The sequence below is a fragment of the Streptosporangium sandarakinum genome (assembly GCF_013409935.1).
GTDB lineage: Bacteria > Actinomycetota > Actinomycetes > Streptosporangiales > Streptosporangiaceae > Streptosporangium > Streptosporangium nondiastaticum.
The window spans coordinates 1,810,997-1,835,617 of the sequence record NZ_JACCCO010000001.1 but is presented as its reverse complement, the minus strand read 5'-3'; the positions used below and the strand labels follow the sequence as shown (position 1 = coordinate 1,835,617).

The window sequence follows — 24,621 nt, the reverse complement described above, 5'->3', positions numbered from 1 at the left end:
CCCGTGAGGGGTGACGCCCGCTCCTACGCCGCGGTCCGCAGGGACCGGGCGGCGGACATCGACCGCTGGCTCGCGGACCTGCTCCGGTCGGCCTGCGGCACGCCGCACGGCGCCCTCGGAGGCGTCGCGCGCGGCGCCCGGCGCGACCCCCCGCGAGGGGTCTCGCGCGGGGCGCCGGGCGGTGGAGTCCCCGAGGGCGTCGCGCTGGTCGCGGTGGGCAGCCTGGGCCGCGGCGAACTCGCCCCGGGCAGCGACCTGGACCTGGTCCTGCTGCACGACGGCCGGCGGGACGTCGCGAGGGTCGCCGACCGCCTCTGGTACCCGATCTGGGACGCGGGGGCGGGCCTGGACCACTCGGTGCGCACGGTGGAGGAGGCCGCCGCCGTCGCCCGGGACGACCTCAGGGCCGCGCTGGGCCTCATCCAGGCCCGGCACGTGGCCGGCGACCCGGAGCTGACCCGGGCGGCGCGCGGGACCGTGCTCGCCGGCTGGCGGGCCGACGCCCGGCGGCGGCTGGGCGAGCTGCGGGAGGCCGCCGAGGGGCGGGCCGAGGCGTGCGGGGAGCTGGCGTTCCTCCTGGAACCCGATCTGAGGGACGCCCGCGGCGGTCTCCGCGACGTGCAGGCGATGCAGGCCGTGGCCGCCGCCTGGGTGGCCCCGGCGCCGGGGCCCCGGTCCCGCGAGGCGTACGAGCTGCTGCTCGACGTGCGGCACGCCCTGCACCTGGTCACCGCCCGTGGGGCCGACCGGCTGGTGCTCCAGGAGCAGGACGCGGTGGCCGGGGCGCTGGGCCTGCTCGACGCCGAGGCGCTGATGCGCCGGCTGGCCGAGGCGGGCCGGACGGTGGCGCACGCCTTCGACGCCACCTGGCGCGCCGCCGACCGGCTGCTCGGCGGTCCCGTCCCGCGGGGCCGCCGCCCGCTGGCCGACGGCGTCGTCGAGCACGGCGGCGAGGTGGCGCTCGCCCGCGGGGTGAGCCCCCGCACCGACCCCGTGCTCGTGCTCCGCGCCGCCGCCGCGGCGGCGCAGGCGGGGCTGCCGCTGGCCCCCGCCGCGGTCACCGCGCTGGCGGCCCAGTCGCCGCCGATGCCGGTCCCGTGGCCGGCCGCGGCGCGCGACGCGCTGGTGGCGCTGCTCGGCGCGGGCCGCGCGGCGGTCCCGGTCTGGGAGGAGCTGGACCAGGCGGGGGTGCTGGTCCGGCTCCTCCCGGACTGGGAACGGGTACGGCACCGCCCGCAGCGCAACCCGGTGCACCGCTACACCGTGGACCGGCACCTCATCGAGACCGCGGCCGCGGCGGCCGCGCACACCCGGGACGTCTCCCGTCCCGACCTGCTGCTCATCGCCGCCCTCCTGCACGACGTCGGCAAGGGCTGGCCCGGAGACCACTCCGCCACCGGCGCGGTGGTGGCCCGCGACATCGGGACCCGCATCGGCCTGCCGCCCGCCGACGTCGCCGTCCTGGAGCGGGTGGTCCGTCACCATCTGCTGCTGCCGGAGACCGCGACCCGCCGCGACCTGGACGACCCGGTGACGATCTCCCGGGTGGCCGAGGCGGTCGGCTCGCGGGAGGTCCTGGAACTGCTGGCCGCGCTCGCCGTGGCCGACGGCGCCGCCACCGGCCCGGCCGCCTGGAACGCCTGGAAGGCGTCGCTGGTGGCCGACCTCGTGCGCCGGACGCGCTCGGTGCTGTCCGGCGCGCAGCCGCCCCCGGCGCCCACGCTGTCGGCGGACCGGGCGTCCCTGGCCCGGCACGGCGGCTGCGCCGTGCGGGTCGGCGGGGGAGCGGTCACCGTGGTGGCTCCGGCCGTCCGCCACAGTGCCGGGCTGCTGTGGCGGGCGGCCGGGGTGCTCGCCGCCCACCGGATGGTGGTGCGCGCCGCCTCCGCGGCCTCGGCGGGCGGCACGGCCGTCATCGAGTTCTCGGTCGTCCCCGAGTACGGCTCGCCGCCCGACCCGGCGACCCTGGAGGCCGATCTGCGGCTGGTGCTGGCGGGGCGGCTCGACATCGAGGAGCGTCTGGCCAGGAGGGCCAGGTCGATGCGGCCGTCCCGGGTTCCGGTGGCTCCGCCCCGGGTCACGCTGCTGGACGACGCGTCCGCCACCGCCACGGTGATCGAAGTGCGCGCCCACGATCGCCCAGGGTTATTGTGGCGAATCGGCAGGGCTTTCGGAGATTGCGGTCTTGACGTACGCGCTGCGCGTGTGGAGACTCTCGGCGCGGAGGCGGTGGACGTCTTCTACGTCGTCGACAGGGCCGGACGCCCACTGACCGACGCGGTTCAGCGAGCACAGGTGCGGGACCAGGTGCTCGCCGCGCTGCGGTAACCGTAGCTGACCGTTTTTTGTCACCTTCGTAACGATTAAGCCCGGTTTGTCGGCTATGCCGGTTGCGTCCCGTGACCTTGTGGTCTCATTGTGACCACGTACGTCGGTGAGGTGAGAGGTGTCGAAAGCGTGACGACGGCGACAACCGACAGCGGCCGTCCTTCGGCGCGTGACCGCGGTAAGCGGGCCGGCGGGAGGTTCAGCCTGCGCAACTGGCGCGTGCGGTCACGCCTTACGGCCCTGATCCTGGTGCCCACCGTGGTGGGCGTCCTGCTCGCCGGAACCCGGGTGTACGCCTCCGTCGAGAGCGTGGCCGGCTACCAGCGGGCGGCCGCGGCCGCCGAGTACGGCAACCGGATCCGCGACCTCGCGCAGGCCCTCGGCCTGGAGCGCGACCGGCTCGCCTGGTCCTCGTTCCAGCCCGGCAACAAGGGGCTGAAGTCGAGCGCCGAGGCGCAGATGGAGGTCGTGGACGGCAAGGTCGGAAAGGTCCTGGCCGACCTGGGCAACATCGACGACTCCTACGGCCGGCGGGCCGCCGACGCCGCCAGGGACGTGCGCTACCAGCTGTCCGGGCTGAAGGAGTTGCGCGGGCTCTCCGGGACGATACGGGTGGAACGGTACAGCACCATGGTCTCCCCGCTGCTGCAGCTCCACGAGGAGCTCACGGCGGTCAGCGACGACCCCGAGATCGTGGGCAACACGCGCGCGCTCAGCGCGCTGGCCTACGCCAAGGAGGAGGTCTCCAGGCAGCGCGCCCGGCTGCTGTCCGGCTACTACGCGCCCTGGATGGTCAACGCCCAGGAGCTGGAGAAGTTCATCGCCTCCCGCTCGCGCATGCAGGAGTACGAGGCGGACTTCACCGTCGAGGCCACCCCGGCCAACGCCCAGCTCCTGTCCAACGCCCTGATCGACGAGCGGGTCCACCGGGCCGAGCTGACCAAGGCCAGGGCGATCGTGCTGGCCAGCGACCCGCGCCACCAGGGCCGGCTGCTGACCGACTTCGACGACGTCAAGCAGTGGTTCTCCGACAACGCCGCGGTCATCGACAAGATCGCCAAGGTCGAGTCCAAGGTCGCCGGGGACGTGGTCACCCGCGCCCGCGACCTGGAGGACACCGAGCAGCGCAACGCGATCATCACCTCCGCGCTCATCCTGCTCCTGCTGGCGCTGGTCATCGGCCTCACCGTCCTCATCGCCCGGTCGATGGTCCAGCCGCTGCGCCGCCTGCGGGCCGAGGCCCTGGACGTCGCCGGACACCGGCTGCCCGAGGTGGTGCGCAACCTGCGGGTCTCCGGCGACAGCCAGGTCCCCGAGGTGGAGCCCATCCCCGTCGACTCCAAGGACGAGATCGGAGAGGTCGCCAAGGCCTTCGACGAGGTCCACCGCCAGGCCGTACGGCTGGCCGCGGAGGAGTCGGAGCTGCGCTCCAACATCAGCGCGATGTTCGTCAACCTCTCGCGCCGCACCCAGACCCTGGTGGAGCGGCAGATCTCGCTGATCGACGGCCTGGAGAAGGGCGAGGAGGACGGCGGGCGCCTGGGCGACCTGTTCAAGCTCGACCACCTGGCCACCCGCATGCGCCGCAACTCCGAGAACCTCCTGGTCCTCGCGGGCCACGAGCCGGCCCGCCGGCGCAGCCAGCCGGCCAAGCTCGTCGACGTCGTGCGCGCCTCCCTGTCGGAGGTCGAGGACTACGAGCGGGTGCAGGTCAAGGTGCACCGGACGATCTCGGTGGCCGGGATCGCCGCCAACGACATCGTCCACCTGGTCGCCGAGCTGGTGGAGAACGCCATCCAGTTCTCCCCCCGGGCCAGTCAGGTCGTGGTGTCCAGCAGCATGGTCGAGGGCGGCGCCGCGCTGCTCGCGGTCAGCGACGCGGGCATCGGCATGACCAACGAGGAACTGGTCGAGACCAACCGCCGCCTGGCCGACCCGCCGGTGGTGGACGTCTCGGTGTCGCGGCGGATGGGCCTGTTCGTGGTCGGCCGGCTGGCCCTGCGGCACGGCATCCGCGTCCAGCTCCGGCCGCAGGACGGCGGCGGCCTGATCGCCATGGTGCTCTTCCCGCCGGAGCTCATCGTCCAGCAGGTCCAGCCCGCCCAGACCCCCTCGTGGGGCGGTGAGTCGCGGACCGGGCGGCACTCCCCGTTCGACCAGTCCCCCTTCGGCCAGTCGCCGGTCTCCCAGCCGCCGGTCTCGCAGCCGTCGTTCGGGCAGTCGCCGGTCTCCCAGTCGTCGTTCGGCCAGTCGTCCTTCGGCCAGTCGTCGTTCGGGCAGCCGTCGTTCGGGCAGTCGTCGTTCGGGCAGTCCTCCCTCGACCGTCCGCCGTCCGGGCGGTCCGCTCCGCCGCGGAACCCGGCGGTGACCGGCGAGTATCCGCTGCCGCGGCGGCGGCCCCAGGCCGCCGCCCAGGCGCCGACGGACGACGCGCCCTGGGGACAGGCGTCCTCCTGGGACCAGCCGAACCCCTCCTTCGACCAGCCGAGCCCCTCGTGGGACCAGCCGTCCCCCTCCTGGGGGCAGGCGTCCTATGAGGAGCCGGTGAACACCCCGATGCCGGTCGTGGAGGTCTCCCCGCTCGAACCCGAGCAGGAGGAGTACCTGCCGATCTTCGCCTCCGTCGAGTCCGCCTGGTTCCGCAGGCCGGACGCCCCGGAGCCGCACCCGGCCGCCGGGGCAGCCCCGGCCGGCCGGCCCGCGCCGTACGACCCCCTGACCGCGGGGCCCACGCCCCCGGCCGGGATGCCCGCCGCCGAGCCGGTCGCCGCCGAGCCGGTCGCCGCCGACGGGAGCTGGCACAGTCCCGCCGACGCCGGGTGGCAGGCGGCCAGGGCCGCGAGCGAGCCGGCCCTCGGGGGGACGACCGCGTCCGGCCTGCCCAAGCGGACGCCCAAGGCCAACCTGGTGCCGGGCGCCGCGACGAGCACGCCCGCACCGGCCGCTCCGATGGCGCCGATCTCGGCCGAGCGGGTCCGCAGCCGTCTGTCGAGCTTCCAGCAGGGGATCCGGCGCGGTCGCGCCGAACTGTACGAGGACACCGCCGGAAAGACGGCGGATAAGGAGGAGGGTTCGTGACGACCCTGAGCCATGAGGCACGCAGGTTCGACTGGCTGATCACCGAGTTCGTCCGCGGCACCCCCGGTGTCGCGCACGCGGTGTGCGTCTCGGCCGACGGACTGCGGCTCGCCAGCTCCGAGGGGTTCCCCGATGACCGCGCCGACCAGCTCTCCGCCGTGGCGGCCGGGCTGCTCAGCCTCACCGTGGGCGCGTCCCGCGTCTTCGACGGCGGATCCGTCACCCAGACGGTGGTCGAGATGGAGCGCGGCCTGCTGCTGGTCATGGCGATCAGCGACGGCTCCTGCCTGGCGGTGCTGGCCGCCGCCGAGTGCGACATGGGCCTGGTGGCCTACCAGATGACCCTGCTCGTCGACCGGGCCGGCCAGGTGCTCACCCCCGCCCTGCGGGCCGAGCTGCAGTCCACCCGGGGGCGTTGATGAACGCGCGCGTCACGGGAGAGGGCCATGATCGGTAACGACGGGACCGGGGACGAGGAGCCCCTGTTCCGTCCGTACGCGATGACCGGCGGCCGCGCCGAGCCCCGCTACCACTTGGCGCTGGAGACGCTGGTCTCGTCCTCGTTCGTCACGGACGAGGAACTCGCCCTGCTCACTCCCGAGCAGGACGCCATCATGAGGCTGTGCCGGTCCTTCCGGTCGGTCGCCGAGATCTCCGCCCTGCTGCGGGTCCCCCTGGGCGTGGCCCGGGTGCTCGTCGCGGACATGGCGGACGAGGGCCTCGTCCGCCTGCACCAGCCGCAGCTGGAGAAGGGGCAGCCGGATCTCGACATGCTCGAAAGGGTGCTCAGTGGACTTCGCAGGCTCTAACTCCGGCGGCCTGACCTCGACGAAGATCGTCGTCGCCGGTGGGTTCGGCGTCGGGAAGACCACGTTCGTGGGGTCGGTCTCGGAGATCCTTCCGCTGACCACGGAGGCGGTGATGACCGACGCCAGCGCCGGCATCGACGATCTGGGGCTGACCCCGAACAAGACCACCACCACGGTGGCGATGGACTTCGGCCGGGTGTCGCTGGCCCAGGACCTGATCCTGTACCTGTTCGGCACGCCGGGTCAGCACCGGTTCTGGTTCATGTGGGACGACCTCGTCAAGGGCGCCATCGGCGCGGTCGTGCTGGTCGACACCCGCAGGCTGGCCGACGGGTTCCCCGCGATCGACTACTTCGAGGAGGCCGGGCTGCCCTTCGTCGTGGCCATCAACGGCTGGGACGGGCAGTTCCCCCACTCCCAGGAGCAGGTGCGCGAGGCGCTGGCGCTGGCGCCGTACGTCCCGGTGGTGACCATCGACGCGCGCTCGCGCGACTCCGTCAAGCGCACGCTCATCACGCTGGTCGAGCACGTTCTGCGGGTCCGCGCGGGCCACGGCATGTCGGCCTGACCGGCTCCCGCGGCCGGAGCCGGACACGTCGTACGGCGTGGGCCGTCCGTACGGCGTGGGCGGCCGGTGCCCCGCCGGCCCGCGGGTGCGTCCCGCGGGCCCGCGCGGGCGGTCCTCAGCCGATCCACCACCGGGCGGCGACCAGCTCGGCCACCAGCGTCTCGGTGAGCAGGGCGACGCCGGGGTCGTCGTCGTGCCGGTATCGGACGGCGTCCCGGGCGCCGGGCAGTTCGCCGCCGACGGTGAGCACGGTGGAGCCCCGCTGCCGGATCCAGTCCATGGCCTGCTCGTCGTAGGCGGAGCCGGGGAACAGGATCGCCCGGTAGTCGAGGGTCTTGGTCAGGTAGACGTCCACGTGGGCCCAGTCGCCCGTCTCGCAGGCGTCGGCCGCCCGGCGCGGGCCCTCGCGGAACATCAGCGCCGACTGCTCGGCGGACGACAGCCGCTCGGCGGGGGCGATCGTGTAGACCCCGTGCGGGCCGTCGAGCAGTTCCGCGGCCCGCTCCAGCCACTCCCCGCGCCGATCCAGCAGGTCGGCGGCGGCCTCGGCGGCGCGGCGCAGCAGGGCCGGCACGTCCGGGCCCGAGCCGGTCAGGCGGCCGTGCAGAGCCAGCAGCAGTGCGATCGTGTGCTGGAAGGTGCGGCAGGCCACCCCGCCGCGCTCCTCACCGGCGACCATGGGGACCGTCAGGTCGGCGCCCTCGGCGACGGGCGAGCCGTCCCGGTTGGTCATCGCCAGGACGAACGACCGGCCCCGGTGGCGGGCGACCGCGTCGAGGGTCTCCCGGCTGCCGCCGGTCGCGGAGATCGCCACGACGAGCGTGCCGGGGTCCGGCGGGTAGGAGGTGGCGGCGGAGGCGTACTCGGCGACCGCGTCGATCCCCGCCGCCCGCAGGCGAGCCGCGGCGACCCCGGCGGCGTAGCGGGAGCTGCCCATGCCGAGGAAGAGGACCCGCCGTACGGCGGGCGGCAGGGCGCCGAACGGGTCGCCGGCCTCCAGGGCGTCCGCCAGCCCGGTCAGCGCGGCGGGCTTGGCCTCCAGGTCGGCGAGGTACAGCTCGGGGTTCACGTTCTCTCCTTAATTGCCAGGTTTACTATATATTAAAAATGGGAATGAAGGAATTTTTCCTTCTCGGGTCTAGCAAAATGAGATCTTGACTGCACCTGGAGAGAATGGCATCCTAATTGGAGTTCGTGCCACGAAAGGCGGAGGGGAGAAATTCATGCTCAAGAAAGTCCTGGCTGTAGCATCACTTACTGTTTCGCTTAGTACTGCTCTGGTCGCTGGTTCCGTGTCTACTTCGTATGCCGCCAGCGGTTGTAAGTTGACGAAATGGCTTGGGGCGTTTGGGTCGGCAGAGGCCTATTGCACGGGTTACAGCGGCAAAGAGCGAATGCGAGTAGTGGGCGACTGTGACCTGGGTGGAACATACACAAGATATGGAAACTGGGTGGCTTATGCGAACGATGTTTCTTCGGTAAATTGCGGTGGGGCAGGAAAGCTTCTAGCTGCAAGGATGGAGTTCGGCAGCGGAATGTGAGCTAGCTCTCGAGCTGCGCCGGGGCCATGCGACCACAGCTATGTTTGGTCGCATGGCCCCGGCTTTTTATGTTAGAACCAACTTCTTAGGACGCCCATCGGCGCATAGCGCCAGCGTGGAAGGTGGCGGGCGGAGTAGATGAGCTCTCGGAGCTCTTGCTCGATTTCAAAGGGGCGCAGCAAGGAGGAATCCAGCAAGGTGGACTGACCATGCTCTCCTAGGCGGGCATAGTATGCCGACTTTAACCTGTCTCGGGCGGTGCTCGTCCATTCCTCTGCAGTTGAAGGATTGATGTCGTAACGCTGTATGGCGACCTGGCTGACGTGTTCGAGGCTAGTGGTCAACTGGGCGAGATCACGAGCCGCGGGCTGGAAAGGGCTAGCGTCGGTGACCGTGGGATTGCCGTCGAAGTCGATGACGGCGTAGCCGTTCCGCCAGCGCAAGATTTGGCCCACGTGCAGGTCGCCGTGGATGCGGATCAGCGGGACGTTGCTGATCCGGGCGAGCGGGTCGAGCGCGGCCAAGAAGTCCTGCGCGCGGGCCATTAGCCAGGCGCCGTCTTCGCCATCGATGAGCGCGAGCGCCTCCCGCAGAGCCCTCAGGGCGCGGGCGTGTGGCTCTGGGTGTGCCGGGACGTACTGTACTGGGTCGGGGAAGGTCTCTGACGGGGTGGCCATCGCGGCATGCAGGTCCGCTGTCAAGATGCCGAGCTCGGTGGCGAAGCCAGCGTTGTCGGCCACCGCCTCGTCCACGCACCACTCCCAGCCATCCGAGGCGCCGGGCAGGTATGCGGTGACGAGGGCGAGTAGCACCTCACCCTCGTCGTCATGCCGGGACACCGCCGCGTAGGGCATAGCCGTGGCGGTGAACCCTACTGCGGTTAGGTGGGCGAAAACATCGGGTGTCGGCGCGGGGAGCGGCGCGGGCGGGGTGAGCCACTTGACCACGACGCTCTCGGAGACGATCACGGAGTGGTTGGTCTGGTCGACGTCGAAGCCGCGCTCGGCCGCCGGAGACGGCTCGGGAACCGATGCCAGTTGAATATCTGTAGAAAAGTCATCGAGGCCCGCCGAGGGAAGCGGATGGAAGCGTCTGACAGCGAACGGGGCTGGAATCTTGCAGTTCAGAGCCCTGATGAGTTCGCTGCTTCGCCCGTCACCAGCCCGCGGCGCGTCGTTGAGACGCTCCCAGACTGAACGTGGATTTAACAAACTGATCAAACTTCCCTGTGACGTTGTCGGGCAAAGTCTTGCTCAAGATATTCTTGCCTGCAACACTCCTGCTTTGGTCTGCCGTGTCCGTTACGGCCGGGCTGCCCCACTTAACCTGAATTCCGAAGGAGTAGCGGCCGTGTTCCGTGCTCGGTCCCCTCGTTCCCTTCCCGCCGCCGTGCTGGTCACCGGCCTGGCCCTCGCCGTATCCGCCTGCGGCGGAGGCTCCGGAGATACCACCGCCGCGGACTCCGGCGCCACCGCCGCGGCCGCACAGCTCAACCCGAACGCCGACCTGACGAAACAAAGCGTCACCGTCACCGTGTGGGCCGACTACACGCCCAAGGAGCTTCCCGAGAAGGTCAAGGAGAAGCTCAAGTTCGACCTCAAGGTGACGCTGCACGACACCAACGAGGTCGCCATGGCCAAGCTGACCTCGGGCGCCGACACCGGCATCGACGTGGCGTTCGTCTCCGGCCAGTACGCCCAGGCGCTCAACGAGGCCGGGCTGCTGGAGCCGCTCCACCCCGAGCTCATCCCCAACCTCGCCAACCTCTACCCCGAGGCCAAGGAACTGGCCTACGACAAGGGCAACGTCTTCTCCGTCCCCTACACCTGGGGCACCACCGGCATCTGCTACCGCTCCGACCTGGTGAAGACGCCGCCGGCGAGCTGGAACGACATCCTCAACCCGCCCGCCGACGCCGAGAAGAAGGTCACGATGATGACCACCGAGCGCTGGCTGGCCCTGCCCGCCGTCAAGGCGCTCGGCTACTCGGTCAACACCCGCAGCGACGAGGAACTGGCCAAGGTCAAGGAGAAGCTGCTGGCGGCCAAGCCACACCTGCTCGGCTACGACGACACCACCTTCGGCGACAAGCTCAAGTCGGGCGAGGCCGTGATGGTCGAGGCGTGGGACGGCTGGTGCCCCACCACCGAGAAGAACATCAAGTTCGTGGTGCCCAAGGAGGGCAGCGACCTCTGGGTGGACACCATGGTGATCCTGAAGTCCTCCAAGAACAAGGAGGCCGCCCACGCGCTGATCAACTACATCCTCAGCCCGGAGATCCACGGCTGGGCCGCGGAGAACATCCTGTACAAGGTGCCCAACAAGGCCGCCATGGACCAGGTGGACGCCAAGCTCAAGGCCGACAACACCCCGCTGCAGATGACCCCCGCCCAGCTCCTGCAGGGTGAGTCGATCATCGACCTGGGCGAGGACTCGACCAAGTTCAGCCGCCTCCAGACCGAGGTCAAGGCAGCGAAGTGACATCTTCCACCGTCTCCGGCGCGGCCGCGGGCTCGCGGTCGCACCGGTCGCGTGTGATCGGACGACTGGCCTTCCTCGGCCCCGGCCTCACCTACCTGATCGTCTTCCTGCTGATCCCGTTGGGGATGGTGCTCAGCTACACGCTGTTCCGCCGGGGACGGTTCGGCGGTGTCGTCTACGAGGCGACCGGGGAGAACTTCACCCGCCTGCTCGAGCCGCTCTACCTCGACGTGGTCGTCGGCTCGCTGAAACTGGCCGGGCTCGCCACGCTGGTCGCCCTGCTCGTCGGCTACCCCACGGCCTACCTGATCGCGCAGCTGCCGCGGAAGTGGAAGACGATCGCGCTGGTGGCGATCGTGCTGCCCTTCTGGACCAACTTCCTGGTCCGCATCTACGCCTGGATCGTTCTACTGAGCGGCCCCGGCCTGGTCAACTCCACGCTGGTGAAGCTCGGCCTGGTCGACAAGCCGCTGGAGCTGCTGTACAACGAGGGCACCATCGTCACCGGCCTGGTCTACTCCTACCTGCCGCTGATGGTGCTCCCGCTGTACGCCGCGATCGAGAAGCTCGACCCGCAGCTGCGCGAGGCGTCGGCCAACCTCGGTGCCCGGCCGGCCCGCACGTTCGTGTCGGTGACGTTGCCGCTGACTCTTCCGGGCATCGTCACCGGCTGCCTGTTCGTCTTCGTGCCGAGCTTCGGCAACTTCGTCATCCCCGAACTGCTCGGCGGCGGGCGATCGATCATGGTCGGCAACCTGATCCGCGACCAGTTCCTCAACGCGCGCGACTGGCCGTTCGGCGCCACGCTGTCGCTGGCGCTGCTCGCCGTACTGATCGTCCTGCTGCTGCTGCAGGCCTGGAGTTCCCGTCGTGCGTAGACCGCGCCTGTTGTACGTGCCCTTCTGGGTGACCTACGTCTTCCTCTACACGCCGATCGTGGTGCTCGTCGCCATGTCGTTCAACGCCGGGAAGTCGCCCTACGTCTTCGCCGGGTTCAGCCTGAAGTGGTACGGCGAGCTCGCCGGCAACGCGACCATCCGCGAGGGCCTGGTCAACACGCTCGTCGTGGCCGCCGGGTCCACGGTGCTGTCCACCGTCCTCGGCACCCTGCTCGCGGTGGGCCTGGCCCGCCACACCAGGTCGCGGGTGCTGGACGCGCTGGGTGTGCTGCCGGCCGTGCTGCCCGACCTCGTGCTGGGCATCGGCCTGCTGGTGTTCTACGCCGCGGTCAAGATGACGCTCGGGCTGCACTCGGTGCTGCTGGCCCACGCCGTGTTCGGCATGGCGTTCGTCACCGCGGTGGTCCGCACCCGGCTCACCCACGCCGACACCTCCCTGGAGGAGGCGTCCCGGGACCTCGGCGCCACGCCGCTGGCCACGTTCTTCCGCGTCACGCTGCCGCAGCTCGCGCCCGGTGTGGCCGCGGGCGCGCTGCTGGCGTTCACGCTGTCCGTCGACGAGTTCGTCATCGCGTTCTTCACCGCGGCGCCGACCACGCCGACCCTGCCCATCGTCATCTACTCAATGGTCCGCTTCGGGGTCACCCCGGAGATCAACGCGCTGGCGACCCTGCTGCTGGCGGTGAGCTTCACCGTGGTGATCGTGGCCCAGCGGATGACCCGACTGACGGAGTCTCTGTCGTAATGCTGCAGATCACAGGTGTCAGCCGCCGGTTCGGCGAGGTCACGGCTCTGTCGGAGGTCTCCCTGGACATCCGGCAGGGTGAGTTCTTCGCGCTGCTCGGCCCCAGCGGCTGCGGCAAGACCACGCTGCTGCGGATCCTCGCCGGGTTCGAGAGCCCCGACTCCGGCGCCGTCACCCTCGACGGCGCCGACCTGCTCTCGCTGCCCGCGCACCGCCGCCCGATCAACCTCATGTTCCAGTCGTACGCGCTGTTCCCGCACATGACCGTGGCGAAGAACGTCGCCTACGGCCTGGAGCGGGAGCGGCTACCCCGGGCCGAGATCCGCGAGCGCGTCGAGGAGGTCCTCGCGAAGGTCGGCCTGGCCGAGATGGCCGGGCGCCGGCCGCAGCAGCTCTCCGGTGGCCAGCGGCAGCGGGTCGCGCTGGCCCGCGCGATCGTGAAGCGGCCCCGGCTGCTGCTGCTCGACGAGCCGCTGTCCGCGCTGGACAAGAAGGTCCGCGCGGAGATGCAGCTGGAGCTGAAGCGGCTCCAGCACGAGGTCGGCATCACCTTCGTCGTGGTCACCCACGACCAGGAGGAGGCCATGTCGCTGGCCGACCGGATCGCGGTCTTCAGCGCGGGCCGGGTCGAGCAGGTGGACGAGCCGGTGGCGCTGTACGAGCGGCCCCGCACGCCGTTCGTCGCCGGTTTCGTGGGGGCCAGCAACCTCTTCGAGGGCGCGGTCCACGACGGTGGCCTGGACGGCGGCGCGCTCGGCGTCCTGCCCGGCACGGGGGACCTGCCCGAGGGGACTCCCGCGCTGCTGTCCGTACGGCCGGAACGGATCCGGCTGGAGGACTTCGGCGTGCCCGACGAGGAGTCCCCGGAGGAACCGGCGGAGTCCCCGGAGCCCGCGGCGGAGTCTCCGCGGGAGGAGCCGGTCTCGGAGAAGCCGGAGAGCGTGGAGGAGCCGGAGACGGCGGAAAGTGTGGAAGAGGCGGTCTCGGAGGAGCCGGTCTCGGAGAAGCCGGAAAGCGCGGAGGAGCCGGAAAGCACGGAGGAGCCGGAGACGGCGGAAAGCGTGGAAGAGGCGGTCTCGGAGGAGCCGGTCTCGGAGAAGCCGGAAAGCGCGGAGGAGCCGGAAAGCACGGAGGAGCCGGAGACGGCGGAGAGCGCGGAACCGGAGGATGCCGCCGGACCCTCAGAGGGCTCCGGGGACGCCGCGGAAGGTTCCGAGGGCGGGTCCGGGGACGACCCCGGCGAGGCGCCGGACCGCTCCAAGGACTCCGGCGCCCCGGAGGGCGGGGGAGTGCTGCGGGGGAAGGTGGCCGACGTCAGCTTCTACGGAGGCGTCTCGCACATCTCCGTCGTCGTGCCGGGACGCCCGGCGCCGGTCCTGGTCGCCGCCCAGGGGGCCACCAGGGTCCGGACGGGATCGGCGGTGGCCCTCCACTGGGCGGCGGACGACGGGGTTCTGGTGCCTCAATGAGACGTCTTGAGCGGGTTGTTCGTCGCGGTCCGGGCGTAGGCCAGGATGAGCTCCGCCGCCTCCTCCGGGCCGATCACCGGGTGGCGGGCCGTTATGCGGTAACCGTACGCGTCCTCCAGCGCGACCAGGTTGCGCGCGATGACCAGGGAGTCGTCGGCGAGCGTGAAGGTTCCCAGGGCGGCCCCGGTCTCCAGGATGCTCTGGTACAGCGAGACCTGGCGGTCGTAGAGCGTGGTGAGCAGCAGGGCGTACATCCGGTTGCGCGGCGCCGCCCCGCCCAGCTCGTTGAGGAGCCGCACGTCGGGGTCGTCCGGCCCGTGCGGCAGGCCGGAGCGGATGGTGACGACGAGCTTCTCGACGGGGTCGCGCATGCCGGCGATCCGCTTCAGCCGCTGCTCGTAGAAGCGCTCCATCCCCGCGTGGTGGGCGTCGACCAGCAGGTCCCCGAGCTGGGGGTAGTGGTAAAGCACCGCCCCGGAGGTCAGCCCGGCCTCCTCGGCGACGTGGTTGAGGTGGACTCCGTCGGTGCCGTGCCGGATTATCGCCCGGTGCGCGGCCGCTATGAGATCGAGCCGCCGATCCGCCCGGTTCTTGCGCGTCATGATACCCCGCTCGTTGAAAAGAAAGCTGTGAGCCCGGGGTCCATGGTGACCCCTTTCTGGCGATTTAGCCAGACACAGAATTGAATCACTCTTCAAAGCCCCGAACACCACAACATACGGAGGCGTGATGTCGCTCACGATCCTGTTCATGCCGGAGAGCGCTTACGGGCCGACGAACAACTGCATCGGCATCGGTGACATTCTCCGCAAGCGCGGTCACCGGGTCGTCTTCGCAGCTGAGGCGTCCTGGAAGGGCAAATTGGAAGCGCTCGGATTCGAGGAGGACCTGGTCGACCTCGCGCCGCCGGCCGAAGAGGAGCAGGACGCCGGGCAGTTCTGGAAGGATTTCATCCGCGACACCGCGCCGGAATACCGCAAGACGACCGCCGAACAGCTGGAGACGGTGACCAAGCCGATCTGGGAAGCCCTGATCGACGGTGTGAAGTACTGCGAGCCGCAGCTGAAGGAGATTATCGAGCGGGTCAGGCCGGATGTGATCGTCGAGGACAATGTGATCACTTTTCCGGCGCTGCTGACCGCGGGCAAGCCGTTCGTCCGCATCGTCTCGTGCAACCCGCTTGAGGCCCGCGGCGAGAACATCCCGCCGGTCTTCTCCGGCCTGCCCTCCGGTGACCGTTCGGAGTGGGACGCCTTCCGCGCCGAGTACGACCGCACCCACCGGGAGCTGTGGAGCGCCTTCAACGAGTGGTGCGTCGAGCAGGGCACCGAGCCGCTGCCCGACCTGGACTTCATCCACGAGGGCGACCTGAACCTCTACGTCTACCCGGAGATCGCCGACTACACCGACGCCCGGCCGCTGGACGAGCGCTGGCACCGCCTGGACTCCTCGGTCCGCGAGACCGACGCCGAGTTCGAGCTGCCCGAGTCGCTGGCCTCCCGGGACGGCGCGCTGGTCTACTTCTCGCTGGGCTCGCTCGGCTCGGCCGACGTCGAGCTGATGCAGCGCGTCATCGACGTGCTGGCCACCACCCCGTACCGCTTCATCGTCTCCATGGGCCCGCTGCACGAGGAGATCAAGCTCGCCGACAACATGTGGGGCGCCGAGACCGTCCCGCAGACCACGATCCTGCCGATGGTGGACCTGGTCATCACCCACGGCGGCAACAACACCACCACCGAGGCGCTGCACTTCGGCAAGCCGATGATCCTGCTGCCCCTGTTCTGGGACCAGTACGACAACGCGCAGCGCGTCCACGAGCTCGGCTACGGCGTGCGGCTCGGCACCTACACCTTCACCGACGAGGAGCTGACCGGCGCGCTGGAGCGGCTGCTCGGCGACACCGCGCTCCGCGAGCGCCTGGCCGCGGCCGGCGAGGAGATCCGCCGCCGCGACGGCCTGCGCAGGGCCGCCGACCTGATCGAGCGGGCCGGAGCCTGACGTCCGCCCCCGCCGGGCCCCTCCACCCGAGGGGCCGGGCGGGACGGCCAGGAAACCCCGCACACCACCACGAGGAAACGACCATGGGCAAGTTGATCAATCCGGCGACCGGCGAGCTTCTGCGGGAGGTCGCCGACACCCCCGTCACGGAGGTGGCCGCCGCCGTACGGCGGGCGCGGGCAGCGTACGCGGAGTGGAGCGAGGCCACCCCGGCGGAGCGGGCGAAGGTGCTGCTGCGCCTGGCCGATCTCGTCGAGGCCGACGCCGAGGAGCTCACCCGGCTGGAGGTCGCCGAGACCGGCAAGCCCGCGGCGGTGTTCCGCGACGGCGAGCTGCCGTTCGCGGCCGACAACCTCCGCTTCTTCGCCGGCGCGGCCCGCTCGCTGGACGGCACCGGGGCGGGGGTGTTCAGCTCCGGCTACACCTCCGTGCTGGTCCGCCGCCCGATCGGCGTGGTCGCCTCGATCTCCCCGTGGAACTTCCCCCTCGTGATGGCGGTGTGGAAGGTCGGCCCGGCCCTGGCCGCGGGCAACGGCGTGGTGATCAAGCCCGCGCCGCAGACGCCGGGCACCACGCTGCGGCTGGCCGAGCTGTTCGCCCGGGCCGGGGCGCCCGAGGGGCTGCTCCAGGTCGTCCTCGGCGACGCCGAGGTGGGCGAGGCGCTGGTCGGCGACCCGGATGTGGACATGGTGAGCGTCACCGGCTCCACCGAGACCGGCCGGGCCGTCATGCGCGGGGCGGCCGGCTCGCTCAAGCGGGTCCACCTGGAGCTCGGCGGCAAGGCCCCGGCGCTGGTCTTCGGCGACGCGAACCTGGCCGACATGGCGCGCGGGGTGGCCATGGGCGCCACCTACAACAGCGGGCAGGACTGCACGGCCGCGACCCGTGTCTACGTCTCCCGCGAGGTGTACGGCGAGGCCGTCGAGGCACTCCGCGAGACGCTCGCGCAGGTCAGGGTGGGCGACCCCTGGGACGACGCCACCGACATCGGCCCGCTGGTCTCCGCCGGGCACCGGGCCCGGGTGCACGGGTTCGTCGAGCGGGCGGCGGCCGAGGGCGCCTCGGTGCTCTGCGGCGGCGCTCCCCTCGACGGTCCCGGCTCCTACTACCCGCCGACGCTGATCGCCGGCGCCCGCCAGGACAGCGAGATCGTGCGGGGCGAGCTTTTCGGTCCGGTGCTGGTGGTGCTGCCCTTCGACGGCGAGGACGAGGCGGTCCGCCTGGCCAACGACACCCCCTACGGCCTGGCGTCGTCGGTCTGGTCGCGGGACGTGGCGCGGGCGCTGCGCGTGTCGCACCGGCTCGACGTGGGCGTGACGTGGGTCAACGACCACCTGCCGATCGCCTCGGAGGCGCCGCACGGCGGGGTCAAGCAGAGCGGCTTCGGCAAGGACATGAGCCAAGAGGCCGTACAGGAGTATTCGGTCACGCGGCACCTTATGATCAAGCACCAGGACCCCGAGGCCAGGGCCTCTTTTCGGCCCGCGTGACAGCCCGGTGTTTTGTCCTTTTTATGGCGATATAGCAGCATTTACGCCATTCGAAGTGAAATAAAGGATGTGTTCAAATTGTCTGCGCCGCATCCGAATCCGGCGAGGGGTTACGTAGGCCAGTGAAGACACAAGACCGCCGGAGCCGCCGCGCGTCGACCGCCGGGAGCAGACTGCTGCCGTCGAACTGGCGAGTACGCCCGCGACTGGTCGCTCTGATCATGCTCCCCACGGCCGCCGCCGTGCTGCTGGGCGGGCTCCAGCTCACCGGCTCGCTGTCCGGCGCGACCGCGTACCGCAGGATGACCGAGGTCGCCACGCTCGTCGACAAGCTCGGCACCCTGTCCTACGAGCTGGCCGAGGAGCGCGACCTCACCGCCTGGTACATCGCCGACCGCCGCAGCGGCCGCAGGCTCGCCAAGGTCCGGGAGCAGCGCGCGGAGGTGGACCGTACCCGCGCCGACGTGCTCGCCACGATCGACGCGCTCAGCCCCGACCAGCCGGCCCGCGTCCGCGCCGAGACGACGCAGATGCGCAACTGGCTGCGCGGCCTGCCCGGCCTGCGTAAGCCGCTCACCGAGGGCGGCATCCTGCCGCGCGCGTCCTTCGACATGTACTCGCGCATGATCGACGACCTGACCACCCTCAACGACGACCTCGGCCGGAGCGGCGGCGACGAGCGCCTGATCGGTGACGCGCTCGCGCTGGGCGCGCTGACCCAGGCCAGGGAGCAGGCGTCCCGGCTGCGCGGCATCCTGCTCGTCGGCCGCATCGAGGGGCGCTTCGACTTCGACGACCCGGCGCAGTTCCTGGGCGCCTGGCAGAACCAGCTGAACCAGGTCGCAGCCTTCCGCGCCGCCGCCTCGCCCGCCGACGTCAAGCGTTTCGACAACGCCACCGACACCCCCAAGGCCGCCCAGGCCGACGCCGCGCGCGCCCTGGTCATGTCCCGGATGCGGGAGACCCTGGCCCTGTCCCGGCTGCGGGAGAACCGCGGTCTGCCGCGGACGCTGGGCATCAACGACTGGTTCGACAACTCCTCGGCGCTGGTGGACGGCATGCGCTCGGTCGAGCGCGGCATGTCCTCCGCCGTCGTCGCCCGCAGCCAGGAGCTGGAGGCCGCCGAGCGGCGCAGCGCCATCATCTTCGGCGCCGCGATCGCCGTCCTGCTGGTCCTGATCCTGCTGATCACCATCTGGGTGGCCGGAACGCTGGTGCGGCCGCTGCGCAGGCTGCGCAGCGAGGCGCTGGAGGTGGCCGACACCCGGCTGCCCGAGACGGTCCGCGCGCTGCGCGAGTCCGGCGACCACGCCCCGGACGTCGAGGTGCCCTCCATCGGGGTGGCCTCCCGCGACGAGATCGGGGAAGTGGCCCGCGCGTTCGACGAGGTCCACCGCGAGGCGATCCGGCTGGCGGGCGACGAGGCCCGGCTGCGGAGCAACGTCAACGCGATGTTCGTCAACCTCTCCCGGCGCACCCAGTCGCTCGTGGAACGGCAGATCGACCTCATCGACGACCTGGAGCAGGGTGAGCAGGACGAGGGCCGGCTCGCCAACCTGTTCAAGCTCGACCACCTGGCCACCCGCATGCGCCGCAACTCCGAGAACCTGCTGGTCCTCGCGGGCCAGGAGCAGAGCCGCCGGTGGAGCGAGCCGGTCCCGCTGAGCGACGTCGTCCGCGCCTCCCTGTCGGAGGTCGAGAACTACGAGCGGGTGGCGCTGCGGGTCGAGGGCGGCGTCTCGCTCATCGGCTCGGCCGTCAACGACATCGTCCACCTGATCGCCGAGCTGGTCGAGAACGCCATCTTCTTCTCGCCGCAGGACACCAAGATCACGGTGAGCAGCAACACCAACGAGACGGGCGCCGTCATCCTGGCCGTCAGTGACGCCGGCATCGGCATGAGCGACGAGGAGCTCAGCGAGGCCAACCGCAGGCTGGCCGAGCCTCCCGCCGTTGACCTGTCGGTGTCCCGCCGGATGGGCCTGTTCGTGGTCGGCCGTCTGGCCATGCGCCACGGCATCCGCGTCCAGCTCCGCCGCCCGGAGAGCGGTGGCCTGAGCGCCGTCGTCATGCTGCCCCCGCAGGTGGTGGCCCAGTCCTCGATGCCGGAGCTGGCCCTGATGGGCCCGGGCGCCTCCCAGTCGTCGTTCGGCGGCACCTCCTTCTCCGACGCCTTCGGCGGGACCTCGTTCGGCGGCACCTCGGTCGCCCCGGACTCGTTCGGCGGCACCTCGGTCGCCCAGGACTCGTTCGGCGGAACGTCCGTCGCCGACCCGTTCGGCGGCGCGCCCTCCGCCGATCCGTTCGGTGGCGGATCCGCAGGCGGCTCGTTCAGCGACACCTCCTCGATCTTCGGCACACCCGGGGACGCCGGCCCCGACCCGTTCGGGGCCGGCTGGGGAGACTCCCCCCGCAAGCCCGCCACGCCCGCGCAGCCCTCCACCCCGGAGCGGCCGCCGGCCGCGCAGCCGCCCGCCGCCTCCCCGACGGCCGACCTGTGGTCGGCGCCCGTGGTCCCGGCCTCCGCGGTGGAGGACCTGTGGTCGTCGCCGCTGACGTCCGTACCGCCGGCCTTCCCGTCGGCGCGGCCCACCCAGGCTCCGGGACAGCCCTCCGGGCCGGGACGGCCCGGGGCGGGGCAGCCGCCCCGGACGCCCTCGGCTCCCTCGCCGTCCTGGCCGGAGATGCCGCCCGCCGACCCCTGGTCCCCGCCGCTCAGGGAGCCCGCGGAGAACACCCAGTTCCTGCCCGCGGTCGAGGTGTCGGCCACGGAGCCGGAGCCGGAGGAGTTCCTGCCGATCTTCGCGGCGGTGGGCTCCGACTGGTTCCGCAGCAGCGCCTTCGTCGAGCAGGAGTCCCCGCCCGACCTCGGCGAGACCGACCCGGAACCGGAGAAGACGGCGGACGACCGGCCAGAACCCTCCGTCGAGGAACCGCTGCCCGTCCGGAAGCCCAGGTCCGTCGACAGGACCCCGTGGAGCAGCCCCGCCGACGAGGGCTGGGCCGCCGCCAAGGCGGTGGACAAGCCGTCGCTGGGCGGGGTCACCGGCTCGGGCCTGCCCAAGCGGGTGCCGAAGGCCAACCTCGTCCCCGGATCCGCCGCTCCCGCCCAGGCTTCGCCCCCGCCGATCCCCCCGCTCTCCGCGGAGCGGGTGCGCAGCCGTCTTTCCAGTTTCCAGCAGGGCATCCGCCAGGGCCGTGCTGAGATGAACGAGCGGCTGAACGCCGCCGAAAGAGAGAAGCAGTGAACCACCAACTCAGTCAGGCCGCTCGGGGCTTCAATTGGCTGATCACCGAGTTCGTCAAGGAGATGCCCGGGGTCGCCCACGCCGTGATCGTCTCGGCGGACGGCCTCCCACTGGCCTACTCCCAGGGATTCCCCAAGGACCGCGCCGACCAGCTCGCCGCGATCACCGCCGGCCTCATCAGCCTGACGCAGGGAGCCTCCAGGGTCTTCGAGGGCGGCCCGGTCGTCCAGACCGTGATCGAGATGCAGCGGGGCCTCCTGCTGACGATGTCGATCAGCGACGGGTCCGCGCTGGCCGTGCTGGCCTCGCCGGACTGTGACATGGGCCTGGTGGCCTACCAGATGACGTTGCTGGCTGAGCGTGCCGGACAGGCGCTCACGCCCGCGTTGCGGGCCGAGCTGCAGTCGGCCCAGCGATAGGGAGGTGATATGGACGCACCAGGTTGGCGCGGCCAGGGAGACGAATCTCCCGCCCCGCCCCAGGCCAAGAGCGGGCGGAACCGGCTGATTCGCCCGTACGCTGTGACCGGTGGAAGAACCGCGCCCCGGATGCAGCTCGCGCTCGAGGCACTGGTCTCCTCGGCGACATTCGTGAGCGTGGATTCGGCTACGCTCTCCACGGAGTATCAGGCGATCATCTCGTTGTCCCAGCAGGTGCGCTCGGTCGCGGAGCTTTCTGCTCTGCTGCGCATGCCGCTGGGCGTCACCCGAGTACTGATCGCGGACATGGCGGCCGAGGGCCTGGTGCAGATCCACCAGCCGTCGCTGGATGCCGGAAAGCCGGATCTCAACTTGCTTGAAAGGGTGCTCAGTGGGCTTCGCAGGCTCTGACGCCGGAATGACGTCAACGAAGATCGTCGTGGCCGGAGGATTCGGCGTCGGCAAGACGACCTTCGTCGGCGCGGTCTCCGAGATCATGCCGCTGACCACGGAAGCGGTGATGACCGAGGCCAGCGCGGAGGTAGACGACCTCTCGCACATACCGACGAAGCGGACCACCACGGTGGCCATGGACTTCGGCCGGGTCTCGCTGGACCGTGACCTGATCCTGTACCTGTTCGGTACGCCGGGTCAGCACCGGTTCTGGTTCATGTGGGACGACCTCGTCAAGGGCGCCATCGGCGCGATCGTGCTGGTCGACACCCGGAGGCTGGCCGACAGCTTCCCGGCGATCGACTACTTCGAGGAGGCCGGGCTGCCCTTCGTCGTCGCCCTCAACGGCTTCAACGGCGCGCACATCCACGCCGAGGAGGAGGTGCGGGAGGCCCTGACGATCTCCCCGCACATCCCCGTCGTCCGGACCGACGCCCGGTCCCGGGACGCGGTGAAGGCGACCCTGATCACTTTGGTGGAGCACGTCCTCACGCTGAGGGTGTGACACGAGGCACGGGCCCCGTCCCGGATCGCCAGGCCGTACGGCCCCGCGGTCCGGGGCGGGGTCCGTGCCGTAACCCCGCGGCACGCGGCCCCGATGACGAAGGGGTTCCGGAAAACCGGCGCGAACGGGGAGAGCCATGCGCGTACTGGTCATCGGCGGAGGTATCGGCGGTCTCACCGCGGCCCTCAGTCTGCACGCCGCGGGGATCGGCTGCGTGGTCGCCGAGTCGGTTCCGGAGCCGAGGCCGCTCGGCGTCGGGATCAACCTCCAGCCGCACGCGGTCAGGGAGCTCACCGAGCTAGGGCTGGGCGGCGAGCTGGCGGCCATCGGCGTCCCGACCGCCCGCCAGGTCTACGCCGACCGCTTCGGCAACGTGATCCTGTCGCTGCCCCGGGGCAGGGCCGCCGGCTATCGCTGGCCGCAGTACTCCGTGCACCGCGGCGAGCTGCAGATGTCGCTGCTCGCCGCGGTCCGCGAGCGGCTCGGCGAGCGGGCGGTCATGACCGGCCTGGTCTTCGAGGACCTCGCCGAGGGGCCGGACGGGGTCACCGCCTCGCTGCGGGACGCCCGCACCGGCGAGCCGGTACGGATCACCGCTGACGCGCTCGTCGGCGCCGACGGCCTGCACTCGGCCGTGCGGGCCAGGCTGCACCCGTCCGGCGGGCCGCTGCTGTGGAGCGGCATCCGGATGTGGCGGGGGATCACCCGGAGCCGCCCGTTCCTGGACGGCGCCACGATGCTGATCGCCGGCTCCAACCGCTCGTGCAAGTTCGTCGCCTATCCCGTCTCATCCGACCGGACCCGGATCAACTGGGTGGCCGAGGTGAAGGTCGCCGAGGGAGGCGAGGCGGCACCCGTGGCCGACTGGACCCGGCAGGGCCGGCCGGAGGACGTGCTCGCGCACTTCGCGGACTGGAAGCTGCCCTGGTTCGACGTGCCCGGCCTACTGTCGGGGGCCGGCCGGATCCTGGAGTACCCCATGGTCGACCGGGAGCCGCTGCCCTCCTGGGGCCGGGGCCGGGCGACCCTGCTGGGCGACGCCGCCCACCCGATGTACCCCGTCGGCTCCAACGGCGGGTCCCAGGCGGTCCTCGACGCCCGGATCCTGGCCCGCCACCTGGCGGTCCTGGGGCCCGCCGCGGGCCTGGCCGCCTACGAGGAGGAGCGGCGGCCCGCCACCACGCCCCTGGTGCTGGCCAACCGCGAGATGCCGATGGAGCGGACCATCGCGACGGTCGCCGAGCGGGCGCCGTACGGCTTCGGCGACGTCTCCGAGGTGCTCACCCCCGCCGAGCTGGCCGAGATGGCGGAGGGGCAGCGGCGCATGACGGACATGGACGTCGCGTTCCTCAACGAGCGGCCCTCGTGGAGCGTCGGGAATCCGGTGACCTGACGTCCGGGGAATTCCCGCGGGCCTGTGCCGGATTTCCGACCGCCGGTTCCGCGTCCGGCGACGGCCGTCGGCTGCCGGCCGTCGATTCCGTCGCGTGCCGTGGACATTCGCCGGCAGCCGGTTCACCGTGTTTTCCGGATGACCGCCGGACATCGGATTCGTCACGATCCGGAATCAGGTACCGGCCGGACGGGTTAATTCAACGCCGATAGTGGAACGGGATATGAAAAACCCCGGGACCAGCACTTCCGTCCCGGGGAAAGAGTTCTCGCTTTTTAAATGATCATTCAAAAGGCGTGATGCGGCGCGTGCCCGTCCGGGCGCGCGTCCTCACCGGCCGGTCCGTCAGGCCTTCGGGGCGGCGGGGGCCGGCTCCTGCTCGGGAGAGGCGGCCTCCGCCTCGGGGGCGGCGGCCGGCTCGCCGCTCCGCATGCCGCGGACCAGGCGGCCGACCTCGGCGCGCAGGTGCACGAAGTCGGGGTGCTCCCGGGTGGCGATCTGGTCGCGCGGCTCGGGGAGCTCGACCCGCAGGTCGCCGACCACCGTCGCCGGGGACTTCGACAGGACCACGACCCGGTCGCCCACGTACACGCTCTCGTCGATGTCGTGGGTGATCAGCACGATCGTCATCCCGGAGGAGCGGCGGACCTGAAGCACCAGGTCTTCCAGGTCCTCCCTGGTCTGCGCGTCCACCGACCCGAAGGGCTCGTCCATCAGCATCAGGGCGGGCTTGTAGGCCAGGGCGCGGGCGATGGCCACCCGCTGCTGCATGCCGCCCGACAGCTCCCACGGGTACTTCCCGGCCGCCGCGGGCAGGCCGACCTGCTCCAGCGCCTCCACCGCGGCGGCGGCGCGCGACCTGCGGTCGCCTCCCCTGCGGCGCAGCGGGAGCGAGACGTTGTCGGCCACGGTCATCCAGGGGAACAGCGAGCGGCTGTAGTCCTGGAAGACGATGGCCAGGTCGTCGGGGACCTTCTCCACCGGGCGCCCCTGCACGAGGACCCGGCCGCCGGTGGGGCGCAGCAGCCCCCCGATCGACCGCAGCAGCGTCGACTTCCCGCATCCGGAGGGCCCGACGACGCAGACCAGCTCGCCCTCCGCGACGGTGAGGTTCACCCCGCCGAGGGCCTGGTACGCCCCGTAGGAATGGGTGAGGTCGCTGATCTCCAGCATGTCCGGATTACCTCTTCTTGG

20 protein-coding genes are annotated in these 24,621 nt (G+C 71.2%); 16 read left to right on the top strand and 4 right to left on the bottom strand.

The window, feature by feature from the left end; genetic code table 11:
- The first annotated feature begins 3 nt into the window (after positions 1 to 3).
- The 5 genes from HDA43_RS08070 to HDA43_RS08050 all read left to right on the top strand — a co-directional run bounded on the left by HDA43_RS08070 (position 4) and on the right by HDA43_RS08050 (position 6,783).
- Complete coding sequence (locus HDA43_RS08070; protein WP_179819115.1) at positions 4 to 2,328, top strand: [protein-PII] uridylyltransferase; 2,325 nt, start codon at positions 4 to 6, stop codon at positions 2,326 to 2,328.
- A gap of 129 nt (positions 2,329 to 2,457) precedes the next feature.
- The gene (locus HDA43_RS08065; protein WP_179819114.1) at positions 2,458 to 5,406 is read left to right on the top strand and encodes a sensor histidine kinase; all 2,949 of its coding nucleotides are present in this window, start codon (positions 2,458 to 2,460) and stop codon (positions 5,404 to 5,406) included.
- Positions 5,403 to 5,825, top strand: coding sequence for a roadblock/LC7 domain-containing protein (locus HDA43_RS08060; protein WP_179819113.1), 423 nt, complete (start codon positions 5,403 to 5,405; stop codon positions 5,823 to 5,825). Before HDA43_RS08065 ends, HDA43_RS08060 begins: the two co-directional genes overlap by 4 nt.
- 27 nt (positions 5,826 to 5,852) lie before the next feature.
- Complete coding sequence (locus HDA43_RS08055) at positions 5,853 to 6,215, top strand: DUF742 domain-containing protein (RefSeq protein ID WP_179819112.1); 363 nt, start codon at positions 5,853 to 5,855, stop codon at positions 6,213 to 6,215.
- Positions 6,216 to 6,225: 10 nt separating this feature from the next.
- Positions 6,226 to 6,783: a GTP-binding protein gene (locus tag HDA43_RS08050; protein ID WP_179822957.1), complete on the top strand. Its 558-nt coding sequence runs from the start codon at positions 6,226 to 6,228 to the stop codon at positions 6,781 to 6,783.
- Positions 6,784 to 6,898: 115 nt separating this feature from the next.
- Here HDA43_RS08050 and HDA43_RS08045 read toward each other — a convergent pair whose 3' ends face one another.
- Positions 6,899 to 7,852, bottom strand: a complete 954-nt coding sequence (locus HDA43_RS08045) for an SIS domain-containing protein (RefSeq protein ID WP_179819111.1) — start codon at positions 7,850 to 7,852, stop codon at positions 6,899 to 6,901.
- A gap of 543 nt (positions 7,853 to 8,395) precedes the next feature.
- On the bottom strand, positions 8,396 to 9,544 hold the full coding sequence (locus tag HDA43_RS08040; protein ID WP_179817688.1) for a phosphotransferase: 1,149 nt from the start codon (positions 9,542 to 9,544) through the stop codon (positions 8,396 to 8,398).
- A 130-nt stretch (positions 9,545 to 9,674) separates the two neighbouring features.
- Between HDA43_RS08040 and HDA43_RS08035 the strand changes: the two genes are divergently transcribed.
- From HDA43_RS08035 to HDA43_RS36345, 4 genes are read left to right on the top strand one after another with little or no spacing between them, the layout of a single operon-like run.
- On the top strand, positions 9,675 to 10,805 hold the full coding sequence (locus tag HDA43_RS08035) for a polyamine ABC transporter substrate-binding protein (protein ID WP_312873099.1): 1,131 nt from the start codon (positions 9,675 to 9,677) through the stop codon (positions 10,803 to 10,805).
- Entirely contained in the window at positions 10,802 to 11,683 is an 882-nt protein-coding gene (locus HDA43_RS08030) for an ABC transporter permease (RefSeq protein ID WP_179819109.1), read from the top strand. The genes HDA43_RS08035 and HDA43_RS08030 overlap by 4 nt, the downstream gene beginning before the upstream one ends.
- Positions 11,676 to 12,449: an ABC transporter permease gene (locus tag HDA43_RS08025; protein WP_179819108.1), complete on the top strand. Its 774-nt coding sequence runs from the start codon at positions 11,676 to 11,678 to the stop codon at positions 12,447 to 12,449. Before HDA43_RS08030 ends, HDA43_RS08025 begins: the two co-directional genes overlap by 8 nt.
- Positions 12,449 to 13,918, top strand: coding sequence for a polyamine ABC transporter ATP-binding protein (locus HDA43_RS36345; protein ID WP_312873098.1), 1,470 nt, complete (start codon positions 12,449 to 12,451; stop codon positions 13,916 to 13,918). The genes HDA43_RS08025 and HDA43_RS36345 overlap by 1 nt, the downstream gene beginning before the upstream one ends.
- Here the strand turns inward: HDA43_RS36345 and HDA43_RS08010 are convergent.
- Positions 13,912 to 14,520 (bottom strand): TetR/AcrR family transcriptional regulator, encoded by a 609-nt coding sequence (locus HDA43_RS08010; RefSeq protein ID WP_179819107.1) that lies wholly within the window; start codon positions 14,518 to 14,520, stop codon positions 13,912 to 13,914. The genes HDA43_RS36345 and HDA43_RS08010 overlap by 7 nt on opposite strands.
- A 127-nt stretch (positions 14,521 to 14,647) precedes the next feature.
- Between HDA43_RS08010 and HDA43_RS08005 the strand changes: the two genes are divergently transcribed.
- The 7 genes from HDA43_RS08005 (at position 14,648) to HDA43_RS07975 (ending at position 23,427) form a co-directional block, all read left to right on the top strand.
- Positions 14,648 to 15,919 (top strand): glycosyltransferase, encoded by a 1,272-nt coding sequence (locus HDA43_RS08005; RefSeq protein ID WP_179819106.1) that lies wholly within the window; start codon positions 14,648 to 14,650, stop codon positions 15,917 to 15,919.
- 83 nt (positions 15,920 to 16,002) lie between these two features.
- Positions 16,003 to 17,409, top strand: a complete 1,407-nt coding sequence (locus HDA43_RS08000; RefSeq protein WP_179819105.1) for an aminobutyraldehyde dehydrogenase — start codon at positions 16,003 to 16,005, stop codon at positions 17,407 to 17,409.
- A gap of 122 nt (positions 17,410 to 17,531) precedes the next feature.
- The gene (locus HDA43_RS07995) at positions 17,532 to 20,657 is read left to right on the top strand and encodes a nitrate- and nitrite sensing domain-containing protein (protein ID WP_179819104.1); all 3,126 of its coding nucleotides are present in this window, start codon (positions 17,532 to 17,534) and stop codon (positions 20,655 to 20,657) included.
- Complete coding sequence (locus HDA43_RS07990; protein ID WP_179819103.1) at positions 20,654 to 21,076, top strand: roadblock/LC7 domain-containing protein; 423 nt, start codon at positions 20,654 to 20,656, stop codon at positions 21,074 to 21,076. Before HDA43_RS07995 ends, HDA43_RS07990 begins: the two co-directional genes overlap by 4 nt.
- A 9-nt stretch (positions 21,077 to 21,085) precedes the next feature.
- Positions 21,086 to 21,487 (top strand): DUF742 domain-containing protein, encoded by a 402-nt coding sequence (locus HDA43_RS07985; protein ID WP_179819102.1) that lies wholly within the window; start codon positions 21,086 to 21,088, stop codon positions 21,485 to 21,487.
- Positions 21,488 to 21,494: 7 nt separating this feature from the next.
- Complete coding sequence (locus HDA43_RS07980; protein WP_179819101.1) at positions 21,495 to 22,034, top strand: GTP-binding protein; 540 nt, start codon at positions 21,495 to 21,497, stop codon at positions 22,032 to 22,034.
- Positions 22,035 to 22,170: 136 nt separating this feature from the next.
- Positions 22,171 to 23,427, top strand: a complete 1,257-nt coding sequence (locus tag HDA43_RS07975) for a flavin-dependent oxidoreductase (RefSeq protein WP_179819100.1) — start codon at positions 22,171 to 22,173, stop codon at positions 23,425 to 23,427.
- Positions 23,428 to 23,772: 345 nt separating this feature from the next.
- On the opposite strand, the gene HDA43_RS07970 is transcribed toward HDA43_RS07975, so the two are convergent.
- Positions 23,773 to 24,600: an ABC transporter ATP-binding protein gene (locus HDA43_RS07970; RefSeq protein ID WP_179819099.1), complete on the bottom strand. Its 828-nt coding sequence runs from the start codon at positions 24,598 to 24,600 to the stop codon at positions 23,773 to 23,775.
- Between the last annotated feature and the right edge of the window lie 21 nt (positions 24,601 to 24,621).

Coding starts and splice junctions, on each gene's coding strand:
- HDA43_RS08055 (WP_179819112.1), top strand. CDS start 5,853: ATGATCGGTAACGACGGGACCGGGGACGAGGAGCCCCTGTTCCGTCCG.
- HDA43_RS36345 (WP_312873098.1), top strand. CDS start 12,449: ATGCTGCAGATCACAGGTGTCAGCCGCCGGTTCGGCGAGGTCACGGCT.
- HDA43_RS08010 (WP_179819107.1), bottom strand. CDS start 14,520: ATGACGCGCAAGAACCGGGCGGATCGGCGGCTCGATCTCATAGCGGCC.
- HDA43_RS08005 (WP_179819106.1), top strand. CDS start 14,648: ATGTCGCTCACGATCCTGTTCATGCCGGAGAGCGCTTACGGGCCGACG.
- HDA43_RS08000 (WP_179819105.1), top strand. CDS start 16,003: ATGGGCAAGTTGATCAATCCGGCGACCGGCGAGCTTCTGCGGGAGGTC.
- HDA43_RS07985 (WP_179819102.1), top strand. CDS start 21,086: ATGGACGCACCAGGTTGGCGCGGCCAGGGAGACGAATCTCCCGCCCCG.
- HDA43_RS07980 (WP_179819101.1), top strand. CDS start 21,495: ATGACGTCAACGAAGATCGTCGTGGCCGGAGGATTCGGCGTCGGCAAG.
- HDA43_RS07975 (WP_179819100.1), top strand. CDS start 22,171: ATGCGCGTACTGGTCATCGGCGGAGGTATCGGCGGTCTCACCGCGGCC.
- HDA43_RS07970 (WP_179819099.1), bottom strand. CDS start 24,600: ATGCTGGAGATCAGCGACCTCACCCATTCCTACGGGGCGTACCAGGCC.